Raw genomic sequence first — 19,385 nt, 5'->3', positions numbered from 1 at the left:
ATTAACTAAAACTAAACCATTTTTTCTTTTTTGGTTTTGTACCATATCCATAACCATATCCATAACCACTTTTCTTAATGGTACCATTAAGTAACATTGCCATGTTTGGTAATCGTTTTTCATCAAACATAGTTTTGGCAACGTGTAGTTGGCGTTTATCAAGATTGTTAACGCTTACTACATAAATAAACATATCTGCATGATCACTTATTAAAAGTGTATCTGTTACCAATCCTACAGCAGCTGTATCTACGATAATATAATCGTAATTCTTTTTGACTTGATTAAATAAATCGTGAATACGTTCGCTCATTAATAACTCCGAAGGGTTTGGAGGAATGGTTCCAGATGGAATTACATGTAAGTTATCATTATCTTTAATTATAGTAGTTACATCTGCAATAGATAAACTGTCGTCGTTGATAAAATCTGTAAGCCCTTGTTTGTTTTTAACATTCAAGTAGTCTTCAACTTTTGGTACTCTAATATCAGTCTCAACTAACAATACTTTTTTACCTGAAAACGAGATAGAAGAAGCAAGATTAATTGATGTATGTGATTTTCCTTCTTGGGCTTTAGTAGAAGTAACAAAAATTGTTTTTGCTTGTTTGTCCTTTTTCCCTTTTAAAATAAACTCAATATTTGTTCTAATCATTCTAAAAGCTTCTGCTTTAGGTGAGTAGTCTATTTTTGAAACTAGGCGTTTATTTTTCTTACTACTTGATTTAGGAATATCACCAATAAAAGGAATGTCGCTAATAGGAGCAAGGTCTAGTTTACTTTGAACTTTTGTGTTAAGTAAATCAGAAATATAAAGTACTATTAAAGGCACAATTAATCCTAAAATTAATGCTGCTAAATAAACAATAAAAGGTTTTGGATTTACTGGGTTTTTAGAGCTAAACGCAGCATCTACAATTTTTGCGTTAGATGTAGACATACCAAACATTATGGCAGTTTCCTCACGTTTTTGTAATAAGTATAGATATAAAGATTCTTTAATGCTTTGTTGACGTGTTATATCTCTAAATTGGCGTTCCTTTTGTGGTGCTGAATAAATTTGAGAATTGATTCTAGATTCTTCAGCACTTAACGATTTAAGCGTTATTTCTGTTGAAGATTTTAAATTGTCAAGTGTCTGATTTAGATTCGCCTTAAGTGCATTAATTTGATTGTTTAAATTAATAACAGTTGGGTTTTTTTCGCTAGAGTTTCTTAAAATACGATCTCTTTGTAATACTAACTCGTTGTGACTTTTAGTTAGTTGCGCTACACCATTATCATTAATACCAACATTGGCAGGTAATAAATCAGAATCTCTAGAATCATCTGCAACATAATCACTCATGTAATCTATTAATTGCATTTGATTTGTTGTGGCAATTAACTTAGCTTCATTTTCTTTTTCGTTTTGAAGAAATATGCTTGATTGTGAAGCTAGATTAGATAGCCTGTTGCTTTTCTTAATGTTTTCGGCAGTAAGGTCAACTTGTTGTAATTCGTCAGAAACAATATTAAGTCTGTTGTTTATAAAATCTGAAGTAACCTTAACAACACCTTCTTTGTCGTTTACAACATCCTTATTGTAAACTTCTATTAATTTATTTACGAATAGTTCTCCTCGCTGCTTTATGTGATCATTTAAGTTTATGTATATAATGCTTGAATTTTGAGCAGCTTGAACTTTAATTTTCTTTGTGTAATATTCTACAAGCTTATCAATTGAAGTTAATTCAACAATAAAGTTTGATCCAATCTCTAAGTTTTCATTTCCTATGTTTGGTGTTATTATTACTTCACCAAAATGAGAGTTGAATTTTTCTCCAAATAAATGTTCGCTTCTTTCATTTAAAGTATTGTCAATAACATGGTTTGATTTTGACTCAATAACCGAAAATTTAGTAGGAGAGATAACTTTAAGAATTAAAGAACCATCTATGTTATTTATAATTGAATCATTTTCAAAAAAAGTAATACTTATTGGTTGGTCATTAAAATATTCAGTAGCCTTTACGTTACCTAAAATGTAATATTTCGTGTTTAATTTAAGGTCTCTTACAACTTGTTCAATTAAAGTTTTAGAGGTTAAAATTTTAATTTCATCGTCAACTTTATTTAAACCTTGAGCAAATAATCCTGAATTTTGAAGTTGTGATAATTCTGGTAATTGATTAGCTTTTGAATCTTCTTGAAACTTAAGAGTAGCAGTAGTTTTATATTCGTGATTGGTATATCTTAAGAATAGAAAACCAGCTAGGAAAAACAGAATTAGGGTTGCTAATATCCATCTCCATTTAGAAACGTAATAATCCGTTTTTTCTCTTAATAATGTATCGTTTAATAAATTGTTCATTGTCTAATTATTTTGCCACAATTATAGCTACTATGGTTGCTAAAGTTGAAATTCCAGCAATAATAACTCCGTTGTTTTGATTGTATGAAGACGATCTCACTTTAGCATTATTTGGTTCTACATAAATAACATCATTTTGTGTTAAATAGTAGTTTGGAGAATTCATAACATTGATTGATGTTAAATCAAACTTAGCATATCTTTTTTCGCCATCTACCTCGCGTATCAAGAAAACATTATCTCTTTTTCCATAAATTGTTAAATCTCCAGCTAAACCTAAAGCTTCACTTAAACTAATCCTTTCGTCTTGAACAGTGTACGTTCCAGGTCTAGTAACTTCACCTAATACAGTAATAGTGAAATTAGCTAATCTTATATTGACTATTGGGTTTTTAATGTATTCCGTTAGCTTTTCTTTCAGCATTGCATTTGCTTCGCTTCTTGATAAACCAGCAATTTTTATAGTTCCTAAAACTGGAAACTCAATATTACCATGAATATCTACTAAGTAAGTTTGCATTTTTAAATCGCCTCTAGCACTAATAACTGAATTGTTGTAAGAAACTGCAGGTAAATTAAAAGGTCTTGCAGCATCTGGGTCTAGAGCAGATACATCGATGGTTAATAAATCGTCTGGCTTAAATCTAATTTCAAAATTTGCATTAGAATTTTCTATTGTATTAGAAATTGGTTCGTCTTGAAAGTAAACTATGTCTTGTCTTGAAGCACAAGAAGTTAGTGTTAATACACATAATAACAACAAAAGTTTAGACGAATTTAATAAGTTGATTTTAGTTTTCATGATGTAGATTATTTTTTTGTTGAATCTAAAACTTCAAATTTTGAATTGTTTGAAACATATTCAGGAATAATATCTTTAATGTTAGATACTATTTCTAAACTTTGTGTTTTAGAGTTGATACAACATAGATTGGTTATTTTTGATTCGATTTGCTTTATATCAAGAGCTCTTGTTTTGGCAATCATTATTTTTTCATGGTAAGTCTTTTTAGTGTTTTCACCATCAGCTAATAATTCTTCATATATTTTTTCACCTGGACGTAATCCAGTAATTTTTATATCAATGTCCTCTGGATACTTTAATCCAGAAAGTGTTATCATGTTTTTTGCTAAATCAAAAATCTTTACAGATTCTCCCATATCAAAAACAAAAATTTCACCTCCATTACCCATAGTTGCTGCTTCTAATACTAATTGACAAGCTTCAGGAATGGTCATAAAATATCTTGTGATGTCTCTATGAGTTACAGTTAAAGGTCCACCAGATTCAATTTGCTTTTTGAATAAAGGTATTACAGACCCATTTGAACCTAACACATTACCAAACCTGGTTGTAATAAACTTGGTTTGACCTTTTCCTTTTAAACAGCTAACGTAAAGCTCTGCAATTCGCTTTGTTGCTCCCATTACATTTGTAGGATTAACAGCTTTATCTGTAGAAATAAGTACAAACTTTTTAATGCTATGTTTAACAGATAAGTCGGCAATAATTTTTGTTCCGCAAATATTAACTCTTACTGCTTCATAAGGGTTGTTTTCCATTAAAGGTACATGTTTATAAGCAGCTGCATGAAACACAATTTTTGGTTTATGTTTGTTAAAGATGTAATTCATGCGGTCTTTATCTCTAACATCAGCCACTATAGCTTCAAAATTTGTTATTTTTTGCTGTTTAAATTCTTGTTGTAAATCGTACAATGCTGATTCAGCAATATCAACGAAAATTAGTTTTTTACAGTTATAATTGGTAAGCTTTCGGCATATTTCACTTCCTATTGAACCAGCTGCTCCTGTAATTAATATAATTTGATTTTCATATTCGTCATCTAAAACAGGATTGTCAATATCTATTGGGTCTCTACCAAGTAAATCTTCAATTTTTACATCTTTAATTTGACCTACGCTTAAATCGCCATCAATCCAGTTGTGAACTGGAGGAACAATTTTAACTTTAAGTTTTTGAGCAAATAACTTACTAGAAATGTTTAATAAATGTAATGGCTCTATATTTTGGATAGATATAATGACTTGATCAATTTTATTCTTTTTTATAAAGTCATCATTTATTTGGTCAAAACTAAAGACATTTACAAGGTTAATTTTTTTTCCAACTTTTTTAGGGTTGTCATCAATAAACCCAATAACCTCTAAGTTGCTTTTGGCATCTGTAGTTACAGCATCGTACGTTATTAATCCTGAATCTCCAGCACCATAGATTAATATATTACCGCTTTCTTCAAAATGCTCAGAAACAATTTCTCTATATAACGCTTTAATAACAAATTTGAAGCTTGTTAATAATAGTATGTTTAAAAGTAGATGTATATATACTATTGAACCTGAGATTTCAAAGGCTTTATCAAAACCAAATTTTCTACCTAAATACGTGAAAATAATAAGTATGGTTGCTAGTATATTGGTTCCAATAATAATATTTATAACATCTCTGTAACCAGTATATCTAACAACACCTTTATGTGATCCAACTAGTAAGAAACTTATTGTTGCTATTATAGCTACAAAAGGAGCTTGCCTTAGTAATAGCTCCATGTCAAAATCAAATCTGAAATTGTATCTAATAAAATTAGCTAAGAAAAGTGTACACAGTACAATAATCACATCAATGGCTAATACTAACCATTTGGATGCATACTTCTGCGTTATTTTATTTAGATAATTTTCAAGCATTATTTATATAGATGTCTTAATTATATTTATAATTCTATTTAAATCTTCAATTTCTAACGAAGAACCACTAGGTAAACAAAGACCTCTTTTATATAGATCTTCAGAGACACCATTAGTATAGCTTATAGCGTTTTTGAAAACTGTTTGAATGTGCATTGGTTTCCAAGAGTATTTTGTTTCTATATTTTCATTATTTAAATGAGAAGCCACGTTATTTCTTGTTTCTTCATCTTTAAATAAAATACATGTAAGCCATCTGTTTGAATAATAATTAGCTGGTTCTATTTGAAATTCGATGTCTTTAATATTTGCTAATGCGTTATAATAATATTCAAAGTTAGCTCGTCTTTTAAAAATTTTATTGTCTATATCTTTAATTTGACCTCTACCTATACTAGCAGATATATTAGACATTCTATAGTTAAAACCAATTCTAGAATGTTCAAAATTACCTTTGGTATCACTAGCTTGTGTAGATAAATATACAGCTTCTTGTTTTTGCGAAGCAGTCCTTGTAAGTAAAGCTCCTCCGCCTGAAGTAGTAATTATCTTATTACCGTTAAAAGAAAAGATAGAATAGTTACCTAATGTTCCACAATGTAAGTTTTTGTATTTACTTCCCATGGCTTCGGCACTATCTTCAATAATTGGAATGTCATACTTACTAGCAATTCGATAAACCTCATCTACATTATATGGCATTCCATAAATCTCAACAACAATTATAGCTTTAGGTGTTTTTCCTGTAGTTGCTAATCTATCTTCTATAGCTTGTTCTAGTAATATTGGACAAATATTCCACGAGCTTTTTTCACTATCAATAAATATAGGTGTAGCACCTTTGTATATAACAGGGTTTACAGATGCAATAAATGTTTTGTTTTGACACAATACTTCATCTCCAGCTTTAATGTTTAATAACTCTAAAGCTAAATGTATTGCAGCAGTACCAGAATTTAATGCAACAGCATAGGATTCATGGTTTAAAAAAGATTCTATATCTTCTTCAAAACCAGTAATGTTAGGTCCTACTGGAGCAATCCAATTTGAGGCAAATGCATCATTAATATGTTTTAGTTCATGACCTGTCATATGAGGAGGTGATAACCAAATTCTTTTTTTCATTTAGTAATGATTCGTTGTAAATTTGAACGTTTTAATCTTATAAATCAAATAAATACGATAAATAACCCATTTCTACGTTCTTTATTTTTCTATGATAAAAATATAAAGTTTAATCTATTTTATAGTGCATTTAATCGTTTTTGGCAATATCACGAATTATAATTCTTTACTTTTAGCAAAAAATAATCAATGAATAAAAATCCTTTTAACGGAGATACTTTTCAAAAAACTTGGTTGAAGCATTTTGCAAACAATGCTAAACCTTTTGAGTTTAATAGTATAGAAAATACTAAGTTTTATAAAAAAGGGAATAAGACTTTTGTTAACATTGGTAAAAATATTACTAATGGGAATTTTTATAAGATTAATGAAAGTGAAGTTGATTATAAAGGGAAAACGTTTCTAATTTATGATGTTCCCGATTATTTTGATATTACAAATGCTACTTCTAGCAAACTAAAGGTTAAAAAGGTTAAACAGTACAAAGGTTTTTCTTCACAACTACAAGAATTTGAAACTTTTGACGATTTTTTTAATGCACAATTTAAATCAAAAAGTAGATATAAGTATAGAAGAAACATATCTAGGCTAGAAGCATGTTTTGATATTGAGTATAAAATATTTTGTGGAGACATACCTAGAGAAGAATACGAACGTATTTGTGTGTTCTTTAAAAAGAACCTATCGAGACGTTTTGGGTCTTTAGGGTTAGATAATAACATTGTTTCTAAATGGGATTATTATTATGATTTAATCTATAAAATGATTTTAAGTAAAGAAGGCGTATTAACAGCAATATATAGTAATGGTAAGCCAATTGGTATTTCTTTTGGTTTTCTTACTGATAGTATTATGTTATTTGCTATCACATCGTTTGATATAGATTATATTCGTTATAATCTTGGGCATACAACCATTATTAAGCTAATGAATTGGTGTTTTGATAATGGATTTAATGTGTATGATTTCTCAAAAGGGCAATATGAATATAAGGATAGATGGACCAATCATTCTTATAATTATGAATGTCATATTCTTTATGATTCTAGTTCTTTAGCCTCAGTGTTTAAAGCTACATATTATGAGAAGTATTTTAAATTAAAACAATACTTAAGAGATAAAAATGTAAATAGACTTTATACACAATTGAAATACAAAATAAAACCTAAAGCATTTGATGAAGTTAAAAAGTATACAATTGAAAAGCTAGATAAACTTCCAGAAAATCTTGAAAGTTTTAATGTTATTAATATTGAGGATGAAAAGCATGTGGATGCTAGATATAATTTATATCAATATTTGTATTTAAACCCAGAGAAGGTTAAGGAATTAAAAGTTTATCAAGCTGATAATAAAACCTATTTTGTAATAGGTGAAAAGAATAAGCTTGTAATGAGTTTGGTTTAATAGTAAAAAGTATACCTACTTCACTATAAATGCTTGGATAATTCCAATTTTGTAGTTAAACTTTTGATATAAAGCCACACGTACATCAAGATAAAGAATGCATAAAGCATTTCTCTAGTTTCTGCTAAGGCCATTTTTTTGTCTAAAGGCGATATTATTGCAAATACAAATGAGCATCCAAAAACTAATAAAGTACCAAAAATAAAATAGTTATGAGGCTTTATGTAACCTATTTTGGTGAAAAATCTATTTAGTTTTCTTGAGATTAACATTAAAAAAGGAAATACAACAAAATAGCTAAAGAAACCAATTCTAAAAATATTTTGGGTTGACTTTAAAAAATTTATAACACCTTCTTTACTTAGTTTTCCATCGACAAATAAATCTTCACCTTTAAAAATGGCAAGGTTATGAAAATTAAATTCGTTTTGAGCGTTTACATTTTCTACTCCTGGTACAGAGTAGTTAAATAATCTTTGAAACCAGCTTGTTTCTTCTCCTAAAAACACAAAACATAAAAAGGTCCATATAATTGGAAATAGTAGTAGATTTCTATGTTTTTTTAATTTAATGATTGTTATCAGTCCTACAATAAAGCCTATAAGGTAGAATATGGCTGTTAAGTTTTCTATAAATCCATCCTCTCTTGTTATTTTATAAACGTATTCTTGTTTTCCTAACCAAATAAATAGAATAGATATTAATCCAAATAAGATTAATAATATATATGAGTTTCTTTCTTTTTTAGACATAATATTAAATTAACTTAAAACTAAAGTAAAGTTATTATTTATTAAATGTTAAGAAACAAAAGTGTTTTCGATGATTATAAGGTAAAATTCGATAACTGAAATTTTACTTGGTTGATAATCTATTTATTGTGTATTTGAAAGTAAAGCTGATTTATTTGTTTAGTAACTCAATTGCTAATTGAGTCATTGTTTTACTTTCAAAGTTATATCTAGATTGAAGTTTAGAATATATCTCTAAGATATTCTCAAAGTTTTTGAAGTTTTCTTCCATATTACTGCCAAAATTATGAGGATGAAACCATAAATGATATAATTTGTTTGACTGAGCAGCCTTGGTCATTCCACGTATAATTCTTCTTAGTTTTAATGGTTCAATAAAAGATAGTTTTCTATGATATGGTCTTAAAAAATAACTTGAAGGTATATTGACTATATTGTTGTTAGCTAATGAGTTTAAGTCGTAAATATGGTCACCAGTAATATTTATGTAAGCATCACTTAAGCGTAGTGCTCTATGTAGTTTACTTTTAGATTCTTTGTAAGGTTTAGGTTTATATATTTCATGGTTTTCGTAACCACGATAGGATAAAATTCCATTTTTCACACAAATGTCTAAATATTTATTATTTACTTGATTTCTTGGAAAAACAATACTTTTTATATCTGTATTAAAATCTTTACCAACCTTAATAGCCATTTTTAAATCAGCTTCAAATTGTTCAATTGTTTGACCTTCTTCCAAACAATAATAATGGCAATATGTATGTGTGCCAATTTCATGATTTTTATTTGCTTTAATCTTTTTTAAAGCTTGGTAAGCGTAGTGTAAAGAATCTTTATTTTCATTGTCTCCAATACTATCAATTAATTGATAAGGACTATGTTTAGGTTCTGTATAACTTGGTAATGGATTAGGAAGATTGTTCTTAAAATCACTTTTGGTTTCATTAAATAATAGTCCAACAGTTGAAAATGTAAGTTTTACATTATAAGAATCTGCAATTGAAAGTAATCTATCAATAACTTCATCAACAGCTAATAAGTTGCTTTCATAGTTTTTGCATGAAACACTATCGAAAACGCCCCATAATTTTTCAAAGTCTAATGATATTACTAATTGACCATTCATTATTTAAGATAGTATAGATGCAAATGTTTTAAATATTATTTTAATATCAGTTAAAATACCATAATTGTTAATGTAAACCTTATTAAGTTTAATTTTTTCAGGCATAATATCTTCAATATATGCTTTTTCAGGATCAGTAGCTTTTCTAATTATTTCAGCTTCGTCTCTATATGCAATAGAGGCATAATCTGTAATTCCTGGTTTTACATTAAGTATTTCCATGTCTTCAGTAGAATATAGGTTTACATACTTTCTAACTTCAGGTCGAGGTCCAACAAAACTCATATTGCCAATTAATACATTTATTAATTGTGGCAATTCATCTAATTTATACTTTCTTAAAAAAACACCAATATTTGTTACTCGTGGATCTCTATCTCCAACAGTTAGTAAACCTAATTTATCAGCATTTACATGCATAGTTCTAAACTTAAATATCTTAAAGTCTTCATTGTTTTTACCAACACGAACTTGTCTATAAAACACAGGTCCTTTTGAATCTAACTTAATAAGTAGTGCTAATATTAATAATATAGGCGCTAATATTAGTAATCCGAATAATGATAATAAGAAATCAAAAATGCGTTTCATTATAATACTTCTTCTACTGCGTTTGAGATGGTTTCAACAATATAGTTTAATTGCTCATCATTTAATTGAGGATAAATAGGTAGTGATATTTCACATTTGTAGTTTTTGAAAGCATTGGGTACATCTTTAATGTTATAACCATTCTCCTTAAATATTTTTAATAGAGGAAGTGGTTGAAAATGAACATTAACAGCAACACCATTTTTAGAAATTATATCTATAATTTCATCTCTTTGAGACTCACTAGCGCCATTTATTCTTAGAGCGTATAAATGACATGAAGACTCCTTTGTGTCAGATTTATAAGGAGGTAATAAGGCCCAATCTTTATTTGAAAAATACGATCTATAGAATTCATAGATATCTGCTCTTTTAGGCAATACATTTTCAAAGTATGATGGCATTTGTGCTACACCAATAGCAGCCAATACATCAGGCATATTAATTTTATACCCTTGATAAATAATATCATATCTCCATCCACCAGCTTTAGATTTTGTAAATGCGTCTTTTGTTTGCCCATTTAAAGCATTACAACGTAAAAAGGCATATTCTTTTTGATTGTCAAAAGGTTCAGGTAAATTAATGCAAATAGCACCTCCTTCAGCAGTAGTAACATTTTTAACTGCATGAAAAGAGAAAACGGTAAGATCACATAATACACCAGTTGATTTGTTTTTATATTTGGCACCAATAGAGTGTGCTGCATCTGCTAAACATAAAATTCTACCTAGTTTTTGTTGATTTTCTGTTTCTGGCTTAAATAGGTTTTTTTTAGACTCTAACAGTTCAATTATATCGTCATAATCACAAGGCCAACCTGCTATATCTACAGGAATTATTGCTTTTGTTTTTTCTGTAATTGCATTTTCAATGGCTTTTAATGAAATATTAAAATCATCTTCAACATCAACCATTACAGGAGTTCCTCCAACGTGTAAAACAGCTAAAGCTGTTGCTGCGTATGTGTATGCAGGAATAATAACTTCATCACCTTCTTTAATTCCATACCAATATAGTGCTAGCATTAGACCAGAGGTAGCAGAGTTTACACAAAGTGTATTTGGAGCTTTGGTATAATGAGATACTAACTCTTCTAGTTTTTTAACTTTTGGTCCAGTTGTAATCCAGCCAGATTTTAATGAATCTGTAACTTCATCCAAAACATTTTGATCAATGAATGGTGGAGAAAAAGGAATAGTCATTATTTGTTATTGTTGGTTAATAATCGAGTTAAATATAATTATATATTGTTTTGCTACTGTATCTAAGCTAAACAATTTAACACGCTTTAAGGCGTTCTGTGCAAATTTATCGGCAAGTGGTTTGTTTGTTGCTAAATTAATCATTGCACTTGCTAAAGATTCTGAATTTCGTACTTCAGCTATTAACCCTTCTTGATTATGACGAACTATATCTCCAACACCTGGAACATTTGTTGTAATACTAGGTAAACCAACAGCAGAAGCTTCAAGTAGTACTCTAGAAAAGCCTTCCCTAAATGTTGGTAGAATAAAAGCATCAGCTTTTGTTAGTAGTTCTAAAACATCATTTCTGGAGCCTAATCTGTCAACAATATCATCATACTCTTTTAATATATTTTCATTTAGCTTTTTTGAATTTTCTTCAAGAGGTCCAACAATTTGATATTTGAAATCATAACCTTTGTTTTGGCAAATTCTTGCAGCTTCTATTAGATTAATAATTCCTTTTTCGTAAACTAATCTAGCAACACAAATAAAAGTGAATTGTTTATTGTTTCTAGGCGCAACCTTTGTAATGTTCTTTAGTTCAATACCACTGCTAAGTATCATTTCGTGATTACTTTTTGTGATTAGTCCTTTTTTTAGATAGATATCTCTATCATCAGTATTTTGAAAAATTGTTTTACTAACTCGATTCCTTACTACAAAATGAAGAAAAATGTAAACTTGCCTTAGAATGAAACTAAATAAACTTTTATCCATAAATATGGTACCAAGTCCTGTTATTGTTCTAGTTATTGGAGTTTTTGTATTTAGTAATGCTATAGGAAGTAAAAAGGCGGGTTTAGTGTCAAAAGTTTGAATAATATCAAATTGATTTTCTTTAAAGTAATTTTTATAAAACTGAATGGTTTTATAATCAGATTTAAATGAAAACCTCCTGTTTAAATTGTAAGGCACATAGTTTATAAAGCTAGGAAATTCTTTAGGGCTTGTTCCAAGAATGGTTACCTCAAAATTGTCTTCAGTAAGATATTTAGAGATGTTGATGCGTTTATCTACATCTTCACCACCAACAATACAAATCCTTTTTTTACTCATTTTCTAAAGCTGTATTTGAGTTAGTGCTTTCTTTTAAATTATAAATTAAGAGTAAAGAAATCCAAAAAAGAGGAGACCTTAATGTCATATGAGCTAGTGTGTATAAAATTAAAACACCAAGTAATACCTTAGAGCTAGTTGGTGATTTTTTAATGATTTCATATAGCGCGAAACCAAAAAGTAATAACCCAACAGTGCCATAACTAAAGAATATGTTGAATAATGTTGAGTGTAGTTCTATTCTATAATTAAATCGATCGTATTTACCTTCACCAGCACCTACAAATAGATATTGAGGGAAGTTGGTTATTCTATCATAACCTCTATCATTTAAGTCTTCAATACCTGAAACTTTTTTCTCTGATACTCTGTCTACTACATTATTTACAAAGTTGATATTACTAAAATCTATTTTGTTTGTTGCTAATAAAAAAGAAATCCCAATAACACTTATTCCTGCAAATACAATAACTTGTTTTCTTGTTTTTATTAAAAAGAATATCCAGAATATAACACTTGCAGCAATTCCAGATTTAGATGCTGAAATGAAAACAAAAAATGTTGAGAGTAACAGTGTTAAATACAGAAAGTATGTCTTAGTACTTGATAATCTTTGAACCATATACGATATAATTAGCATACTAAATGCCCAAAAAGATAACTGATTTGGGTTTTTAAAGAACATCATTGTTCTAACACCTTGGTTCTTAATAAAAGGCCAAAGTAATAGTTGAATCATTAAGCTTATGCTTAAAGCATATACTAGTGTATTTAAGAATTTTTTGTCTTTAATGTTTACATAAAACGAAAGCATCATAAAGAAGCTGTAAACGTAATAAAAACTGCTCTTTATCAATTTTATTTCACCTATTATAGCCATCCAAACGGCATTTACAATTAAGGTATATGCAATAAATAAGAAAAGAAGTTTTGTAAAGTTTGAAGATCTTATTTGAAGAAAAATATCCTTGATATTTAGTATAATTATAATAACACCAAAAATATCAGCTATTTGAGGGTTTCCTCTTTCAAAAAAATAAAAAGGAAATACAATTACGTATATAGCAAAAAGGATATGATTAAGCTTCATTTAATCTTTGTTCTGTTTTAGTATTGTAATAGTATGAAAGTATTGCTTTAATACTTCTTGCGATAATTATAGCTATAGCACCTCCAATATAAAAATATTTCGGGATAAGTATCATACAAGCAATAAATCCGCTTATAGAGCCTATAGCAACTGCTTTTAAATATAATTTATCTTTATGATTAACCATTAAGCCATTGACACCATAAGCAGATATAACCGAAACTAAAAATGGACTTAAACTTAAGTACTTTACAACATTTACAATTTCAACCGAAGGGCTATTAAGCCATAACGTAATTAAAAATTGAGAGGTAAAATACATTAATAGTGATAGTATAGCACCAACAATTAAAAAGATATACCTTAGTTTTTTTACAGCACCTTTGTTTCTATTTATAAAAGGATATAAAACATGTGTTAATACCTTATTTAATACACCAAAAGCTCCAGAAACTTTAGAACCAATTTCCATATAACTTACATGTTGAGGCAATCCAAAAATACCAACTAAAAATATAGATGTATTAGAGTAAATTGTAGGAGTCACTAAGGTTAAAAAAGAACTTAAACCATCCTTTAATAATTTTTTCACTTCAATTAAAGGGGCAATATGTAGCTTGATTTTAAACGATTTAAAAATAAAAACCTGTGCGATTAAACCAGAAATTAGAAAACCTATACTTTGATATAGAGAAATATATACATAATCTGAAGACTCTTTAATTAAGAAGAACACTAAAACAGCAAACGACGATTTAGAAACAAGATTTACTACAGTAATAAATCTCATTTTTTCCATTCCTAAAAAAAACCAAATAGGGAATAAGAGTTCTCCAATAATTATTAAACTAAAGTAATAATAGACTTCTTTATTAACATTAAACTTAGTTATTAACAATATTAGGCTATATAAAATAAATAGTACTATTATTGCCAAATATAATTGAGTTGTAAAAACGCTGCTATATATTTTATTGATTTTTTCTTTATCTGTTCTATTTAACGCTATTAATCTTACCGCTGATAAAGAAAATCCATACTGTACTATATTTAAGAGATAGAAAACAAGGGCATATGCAAATGCGTATATACCATAATTTTCTTTGCCAACAACACCTATTAAATATGGTATGATGATTAATGGGATAATAGCATCAATAACTTTGAAAAGTGAGAAAGAGATAAAATTCTCTATTAAGGTATAGTATTTTTTTAATTTCAAACTTACGAAGTTGGTGGATTTTTAAATAAGGCATAAAGCTTTATTAAATAATTTAATTTTCAAAATCCAAATACATCTTAATAACGTATATAAATCAAATTGCTTTAATTAATCGACGAAATAGTGTTAAAATTCGATAAACTGACACAAAAAGTAAGAAAAATACTCTTTTAGTGTTGTCTTTCATCGAATTTATTTGAATTTAATGTCTTGCTATCAAAATAATTTATTGATTAGCAAATAATTGCCCTAAATTAAAACCTATGCGACGACTAATTTATAGTGTGCTGCTACTTTTTATTGCTTTTTTTAATGTGAATTTATCTAATTCACAAGAGTACAATTTAAACACAAGTTTAGAACTTTTTTGGCCAGCTCCAGCTCAAGCAAAGCCAGCTTATTTACAACCAATAGTTGATCAAACATTTGGGACTACAATAACAAGAATTACTGGTGATGTTGGTACATCAATACAAAATATACCAGGACAAAATTGGAGAAACACAGCTAGACATGGTTATTCTACAAGACAACCATGGAATGCTGATGAATCTATGATATACTTAGGTAAGCATAGAAACCTTGGAGGTTCTTCTGGTCCAGATTTATTTTTAGATGGAGAAACTTATGAAGTTATTAAAGAGGCAGATTTACCAAGTGGTAATGAACATAGATGGCATAGAAGCGATCCAGATTTATTTTGGATTATTAGAGACGATGAAATAGTTACTTGGAATGTTCACACAGATGAAATCATTCAAATTATGTCTTATAGTGGCTATTCTGATGTTGATATGGGAGGAACAGGAAATTTTACAGATGATGGAACCAAAGTTGCTGTATCTGCTGTTAGAGATTCTGACAATACATTGGTAATGTTTATGTTGGATATAGTTAATCAAACTAAAGGTCCAGATATTGATATTTCTGATATAAATAGCTTAGGACACGTTTCAATATCTTCTTTAGGAAATTATATAATTATAATAGGAACTTATCCTTCTGGAGGAGATAGAACAAAAGTTTATACTACAAGTGGAGCCCAAGTTGGATTTTGGGATGAATACGGAATGCCAAGTCATTATGACTTAGCAACTGATGTAAATGGTGAAGAGGTTGCAGTTGGAGTTTCTAAATCAAATCCTCATAAAGGAAAGCTAATAAAACGTAGGTTATCTGACGGTTTAGTTACTGAGTTAACTACAGGAGGTTGGCCACCACATACATCGGCAAGAGCATTAAATAGACCTGGTTGGGTATTTGCTTCAACTTCAGAATCTACAAATTATGGACCTTATTTAAGAGAGATAATAGCTGTTAAGCTTGATGGATCCAGAATAGAAAGAATTGCACATACTAGAAATGTGTTAGATGAATACTTAAACGAAACACACGCTTGTCCATCTCCTTCTGGGAGTAGAGTTATGTTTGCTTCAGATTGGCAAACAAATAATGTTCCTATTCAAGGATATGTTGCAGACTTTAGAAATTTATTAATAGGAGCTTCTAATGTAAATGCTGGTTTAGATCAAACCATTTGCGAAGGTGAAAGTGTTACATTAACTGCTAGTGGAGCTCAAATTTACGATTGGAGTACAGGTGGAGATACACCCAGCATTTTGGTTAATCCTAGTATTACTACTACTTATACTGTTAATGGTACTGATAGTGAGGGTAATATTACGTCGGATGAAGTAACTGTTTTTGTAAACCCATTACCAAATGCAAATGCAGGAGAAGATGAAACTATATGTGAAGGTGAAAGTGTAACCTTAACAGCCAATGGAGGTGATAGTTATATATGGAATACAGGAGCAACAACTCAAGGTATAACTGTGTCACCAAATACAACAACCGAATATACAGTAACAGTAATCTCAAATAATTGTGAGTCTACAGATAATGTCATAGTGAATGTAAACCCATTACCAATAGCAGATGCAGGTGACGATACAAGTATTATTGAAGGTGAAAATGTAATGTTAACAGCCAATGGAGGTGATAGTTATGTATGGAATACAGGAGCAACAACGCAAAGTATAACCGTATCACCAAATGCAACTACAGAGTATTCAGTAACAGTAGCTTCAAATAACTGTGAGTCTACAGATAGTGTAGTTGTAACAGTAAATGAAGATGTAAATGCAAATGCTGGCGAAGATCAAACCATATGTGAAGGTGAAAGTGTAACGTTAACAGCAAATGGAGGTGATAGTTATATGTGGAATACAGGAGCAACTACCCAAAGTATAACGGTATCACCAAACACAACTACAGAATATACAGTTACAGCAACTATCAATAACAGTTCAGATACAGATTCAGTGATCGTAAATGTAAATTCCCTACCAATAGCAGAAGCAGGAGAAGATCAAACCATTTGTGAAGGTGAAAGTATAACGTTAACAGCCAATGGAGGCGATAGTTATGTGTGGGATACAGGAGCAACTACGCAAAGTATAACAGTGTCTCCAAATACAACTACAGAATATTCAGTAGTAGTAACATCGAATAACTGTGAATCTACAGATGATGTCATAGTAAATGTAAATCCATTATCAATAGCAGATGCAGGCGAAGATGTAAGTATTGTTGAAGGAGAAAGTGTAATATTAACAGCTAATGGAGGCGATAGTTATGTATGGAATACAGGAGCAACTTCCCAAAGTATAACGGTTTCTCCAAATGCAACTACAGAGTATTCAGTAATAGTAAGCTCAAATAACTGTGAATCTACAGATAGTGTAATTGTAACAGTAAATGCAATAGAAGTTATAGCAAATGCTGGCGAAGATCAAACTATTTGTGAAGGCGAAAGTGTAACCTTAACAGCCAATGGAGGTGATAGTTATGTCTGGAATACAGGAGCAACTACGCAAAGTATAACCGTATCACCAAATACAACAACAGAATATACAGTTACAGCAACTATTAATAACAGTTCAGATACAGATTCAGTGATCGTAAATGTAAACCCATTACCAATAGCAGATGCTGGTGAAGATGTAAGTATTATTGAAGGTGAAAGTGTAACCTTAACAGCCAATGGAGGTGATAGTTATGTGTGGAATACAGGAGCTACAACGCAAAGTATTACAGTTTCTCCAAATGATACTACAGAGTATTCAGTAACAGTAAGCTCAAATAACTGTGAATCTACAGATAGTGTAGTTGTAACAGTAAATACAATAGAAGTTATAGCAGATGCAGGAGAAGATGAAACTATTTGTGAAGGTGAAAGTGTAACCTTAACAGCCAATGGAGGTGATAGTTATGTGTGGAATACAGGAGCAACTACTCAAAGTATAACAGTATCTCCAAATGCAACTACAGAATATATAGTTACAGCAACTATTAATAATATTTCAGATACTGATACTGTTATGGTAACAGTTAATTCATTACCAATTGCAGATGCAGGTGAAGATGTAAGTATTGTTGAAGGTGAAAGTGTAACGTTAACAGCCAATGGAGGTGATAGCTATGTATGGAATACAGGAGCAACTACCCAAAGTATAATAGTATCACCAAATGTAACTACTGAGTATTCAGTAACAGTAACCTCAAATAACTGCGAAGATACAGACAGTGTTATAGTGTTAGTAAATGAAGCAATAAATGCTAACGCGGGAGAAGATGTTGCAATGTGTGAAGGAGATAGTGTGACCTTAACAGCAACTGGAGGTGATAGTTACTTATGGAGCACGGGGGCAACCTCTCAAAGTATTACAGTTAGCCCAATGGCAACTTCAAATTATACAGTAATTGTATCTAACGAATTGGATTCAGATACAGATGAAGTAACTGTTTTTGTAAATCCATTACCAGTTGTAGATGTTACAAATGATGTTACTATTTTAGAAGGAGATTATGTAACCTTATCGGCTAGTGGCGCAGATACTTATGAATGGACTAATGGAGCTACACAACCAAACATTGCTGTTAGTCCAATAGAATCAACTACATATGGTGTTTTAGGGATCACAAATAGTTGTTCAGATTATAAAGAAGTAACAGTGACTGTTGTAGAAACAGTGACTGCTTATGCTGGAGAAGATGTATATATATGTCCTGGAGAAGAAATTACTTTAACAGCAGAAGGAGGAGAAAATTACTTATGGAGTAATGGCGCTACAACACAAAGTATTACTGTTATTCCAAATCAAGATATAACATATACAGTAATTGTATCCAATGAATTAGACTCTGATGCTGATGAGATATCTGTTTTTATGGAAGATTGCTCTGTAGTAGAGTTACCAATAGAAACTCCAAATGATTTTGCATTCAATGTATATATAGAAAATGGGAACCCTAATATTTTAAACATTAAGGTTTCAGGTCTTCAAAATAACTCTAATTTTTATATACATGATATTATTGGTAATATGATTTACCATGAATTATTTGATAGTAATAATGGAGTACAAATGGTTAAGCAAATAGATACTTCAATTTATAGTGATGGTGTTTACTTATTGACACTTCAAGAACAAGGTAGGACAACTACAAAAAGAATTGCTTTTAGATAATTAAAATTATTTTTATCGATTAAACGCATGAAATTTCTTTGAAATACATAAAAAAGTAAGAATACGATTTCTTTTTGTTCGCATTTTATCGAAAATCTTCTAAGTGTTATGCCTTAATTAAGTGAAAATCATTTAGTTTGATATATAACAACTATGGGTAATTCATTTT

The 19,385-nt window shown here is 29.7% G+C and carries 13 protein-coding genes; 2 read left to right on the top strand and 11 right to left on the bottom strand.

Annotation, left to right across the window (positions count from 1 at the left end):
* Position 1: 1 nt before the first annotated feature.
* From ACLII3_RS14830 to ACLII3_RS14815, 4 genes are read right to left on the bottom strand one after another with little or no spacing between them, the layout of a single operon-like run.
* Positions 2–2,353: a GumC family protein gene (locus ACLII3_RS14830; RefSeq protein WP_412985170.1), complete on the bottom strand. Its 2,352-nt coding sequence runs from the start codon at positions 2,351–2,353 to the stop codon at positions 2–4.
* Positions 2,354–2,360: 7 nt separating this feature from the next.
* Positions 2,361–3,155, bottom strand: coding sequence for a polysaccharide biosynthesis/export family protein (locus ACLII3_RS14825; protein ID WP_412985168.1), 795 nt, complete (start codon positions 3,153–3,155; stop codon positions 2,361–2,363).
* 8 nt (positions 3,156–3,163) lie between these two features.
* Positions 3,164–5,062 (bottom strand): polysaccharide biosynthesis protein, encoded by a 1,899-nt coding sequence (locus ACLII3_RS14820; RefSeq protein ID WP_412985166.1) that lies wholly within the window; start codon positions 5,060–5,062, stop codon positions 3,164–3,166.
* A 3-nt stretch (positions 5,063–5,065) separates the two neighbouring features.
* Positions 5,066–6,187 carry a DegT/DnrJ/EryC1/StrS family aminotransferase gene (locus ACLII3_RS14815; RefSeq protein ID WP_412985164.1) on the bottom strand — a complete coding sequence of 374 codons (1,122 nt, stop codon included), beginning with the start codon at positions 6,185–6,187 and terminating at the stop codon, positions 5,066–5,068.
* 189 nt (positions 6,188–6,376) lie between these two features.
* On the opposite strand from ACLII3_RS14815, the gene ACLII3_RS14810 reads away from it, so the two are divergent.
* Entirely contained in the window at positions 6,377–7,594 is a 1,218-nt protein-coding gene (locus tag ACLII3_RS14810) for a GNAT family N-acetyltransferase (protein ID WP_412985162.1), read from the top strand.
* A gap of 23 nt (positions 7,595–7,617) precedes the next feature.
* On the opposite strand, the gene ACLII3_RS14805 is transcribed toward ACLII3_RS14810, so the two are convergent.
* The 7 genes from ACLII3_RS14805 to ACLII3_RS14775 all read right to left on the bottom strand — a co-directional run bounded on the left by ACLII3_RS14805 (position 7,618) and on the right by ACLII3_RS14775 (position 14,684).
* Positions 7,618–8,346, bottom strand: a complete 729-nt coding sequence (locus ACLII3_RS14805; protein WP_412985160.1) for a hypothetical protein — start codon at positions 8,344–8,346, stop codon at positions 7,618–7,620.
* A 151-nt stretch (positions 8,347–8,497) separates the two neighbouring features.
* The gene (locus ACLII3_RS14800; protein ID WP_412985158.1) at positions 8,498–9,475 is read right to left on the bottom strand and encodes a polysaccharide deacetylase family protein; all 978 of its coding nucleotides are present in this window, start codon (positions 9,473–9,475) and stop codon (positions 8,498–8,500) included.
* Positions 9,476–9,478: 3 nt separating this feature from the next.
* A complete protein-coding gene (locus ACLII3_RS14795) occupies positions 9,479–10,066 on the bottom strand; it encodes a sugar transferase (RefSeq protein ID WP_412985156.1) in 588 nt (195 codons plus the stop codon).
* The gene (locus ACLII3_RS14790) at positions 10,066–11,271 is read right to left on the bottom strand and encodes a DegT/DnrJ/EryC1/StrS family aminotransferase (RefSeq protein ID WP_412985154.1); all 1,206 of its coding nucleotides are present in this window, start codon (positions 11,269–11,271) and stop codon (positions 10,066–10,068) included. The genes ACLII3_RS14795 and ACLII3_RS14790 overlap by 1 nt, the downstream gene beginning before the upstream one ends.
* A 6-nt stretch (positions 11,272–11,277) precedes the next feature.
* A complete protein-coding gene (locus ACLII3_RS14785) occupies positions 11,278–12,372 on the bottom strand; it encodes a glycosyltransferase (RefSeq protein ID WP_412985152.1) in 1,095 nt (364 codons plus the stop codon).
* On the bottom strand, positions 12,365–13,462 hold the full coding sequence (locus ACLII3_RS14780) for a hypothetical protein (RefSeq protein ID WP_412985150.1): 1,098 nt from the start codon (positions 13,460–13,462) through the stop codon (positions 12,365–12,367). Before ACLII3_RS14780 ends, ACLII3_RS14785 begins: the two co-directional genes overlap by 8 nt.
* Positions 13,452–14,684 (bottom strand): oligosaccharide flippase family protein, encoded by a 1,233-nt coding sequence (locus tag ACLII3_RS14775; protein WP_412985148.1) that lies wholly within the window; start codon positions 14,682–14,684, stop codon positions 13,452–13,454. The genes ACLII3_RS14780 and ACLII3_RS14775 overlap by 11 nt, the downstream gene beginning before the upstream one ends.
* Before the next feature lie 263 nt (positions 14,685–14,947).
* Here ACLII3_RS14775 and ACLII3_RS14770 point away from each other — a divergent pair, with 263 nt between their 5' ends.
* Entirely contained in the window at positions 14,948–19,216 is a 4,269-nt protein-coding gene (locus tag ACLII3_RS14770; RefSeq protein ID WP_412985146.1) for a hypothetical protein, read from the top strand.
* Positions 19,217–19,385: the final 169 nt, after the last annotated feature.

It is taken from the genome of Pontimicrobium sp. IMCC45349 (genome assembly GCF_047219225.1).
Classification (GTDB): Bacteria; Bacteroidota; Bacteroidia; order Flavobacteriales; family Flavobacteriaceae; genus IMCC45349.
Note: the sequence above shows the minus strand (reverse complement) of the source record. Positions and strands in the feature narration are given on the sequence as shown.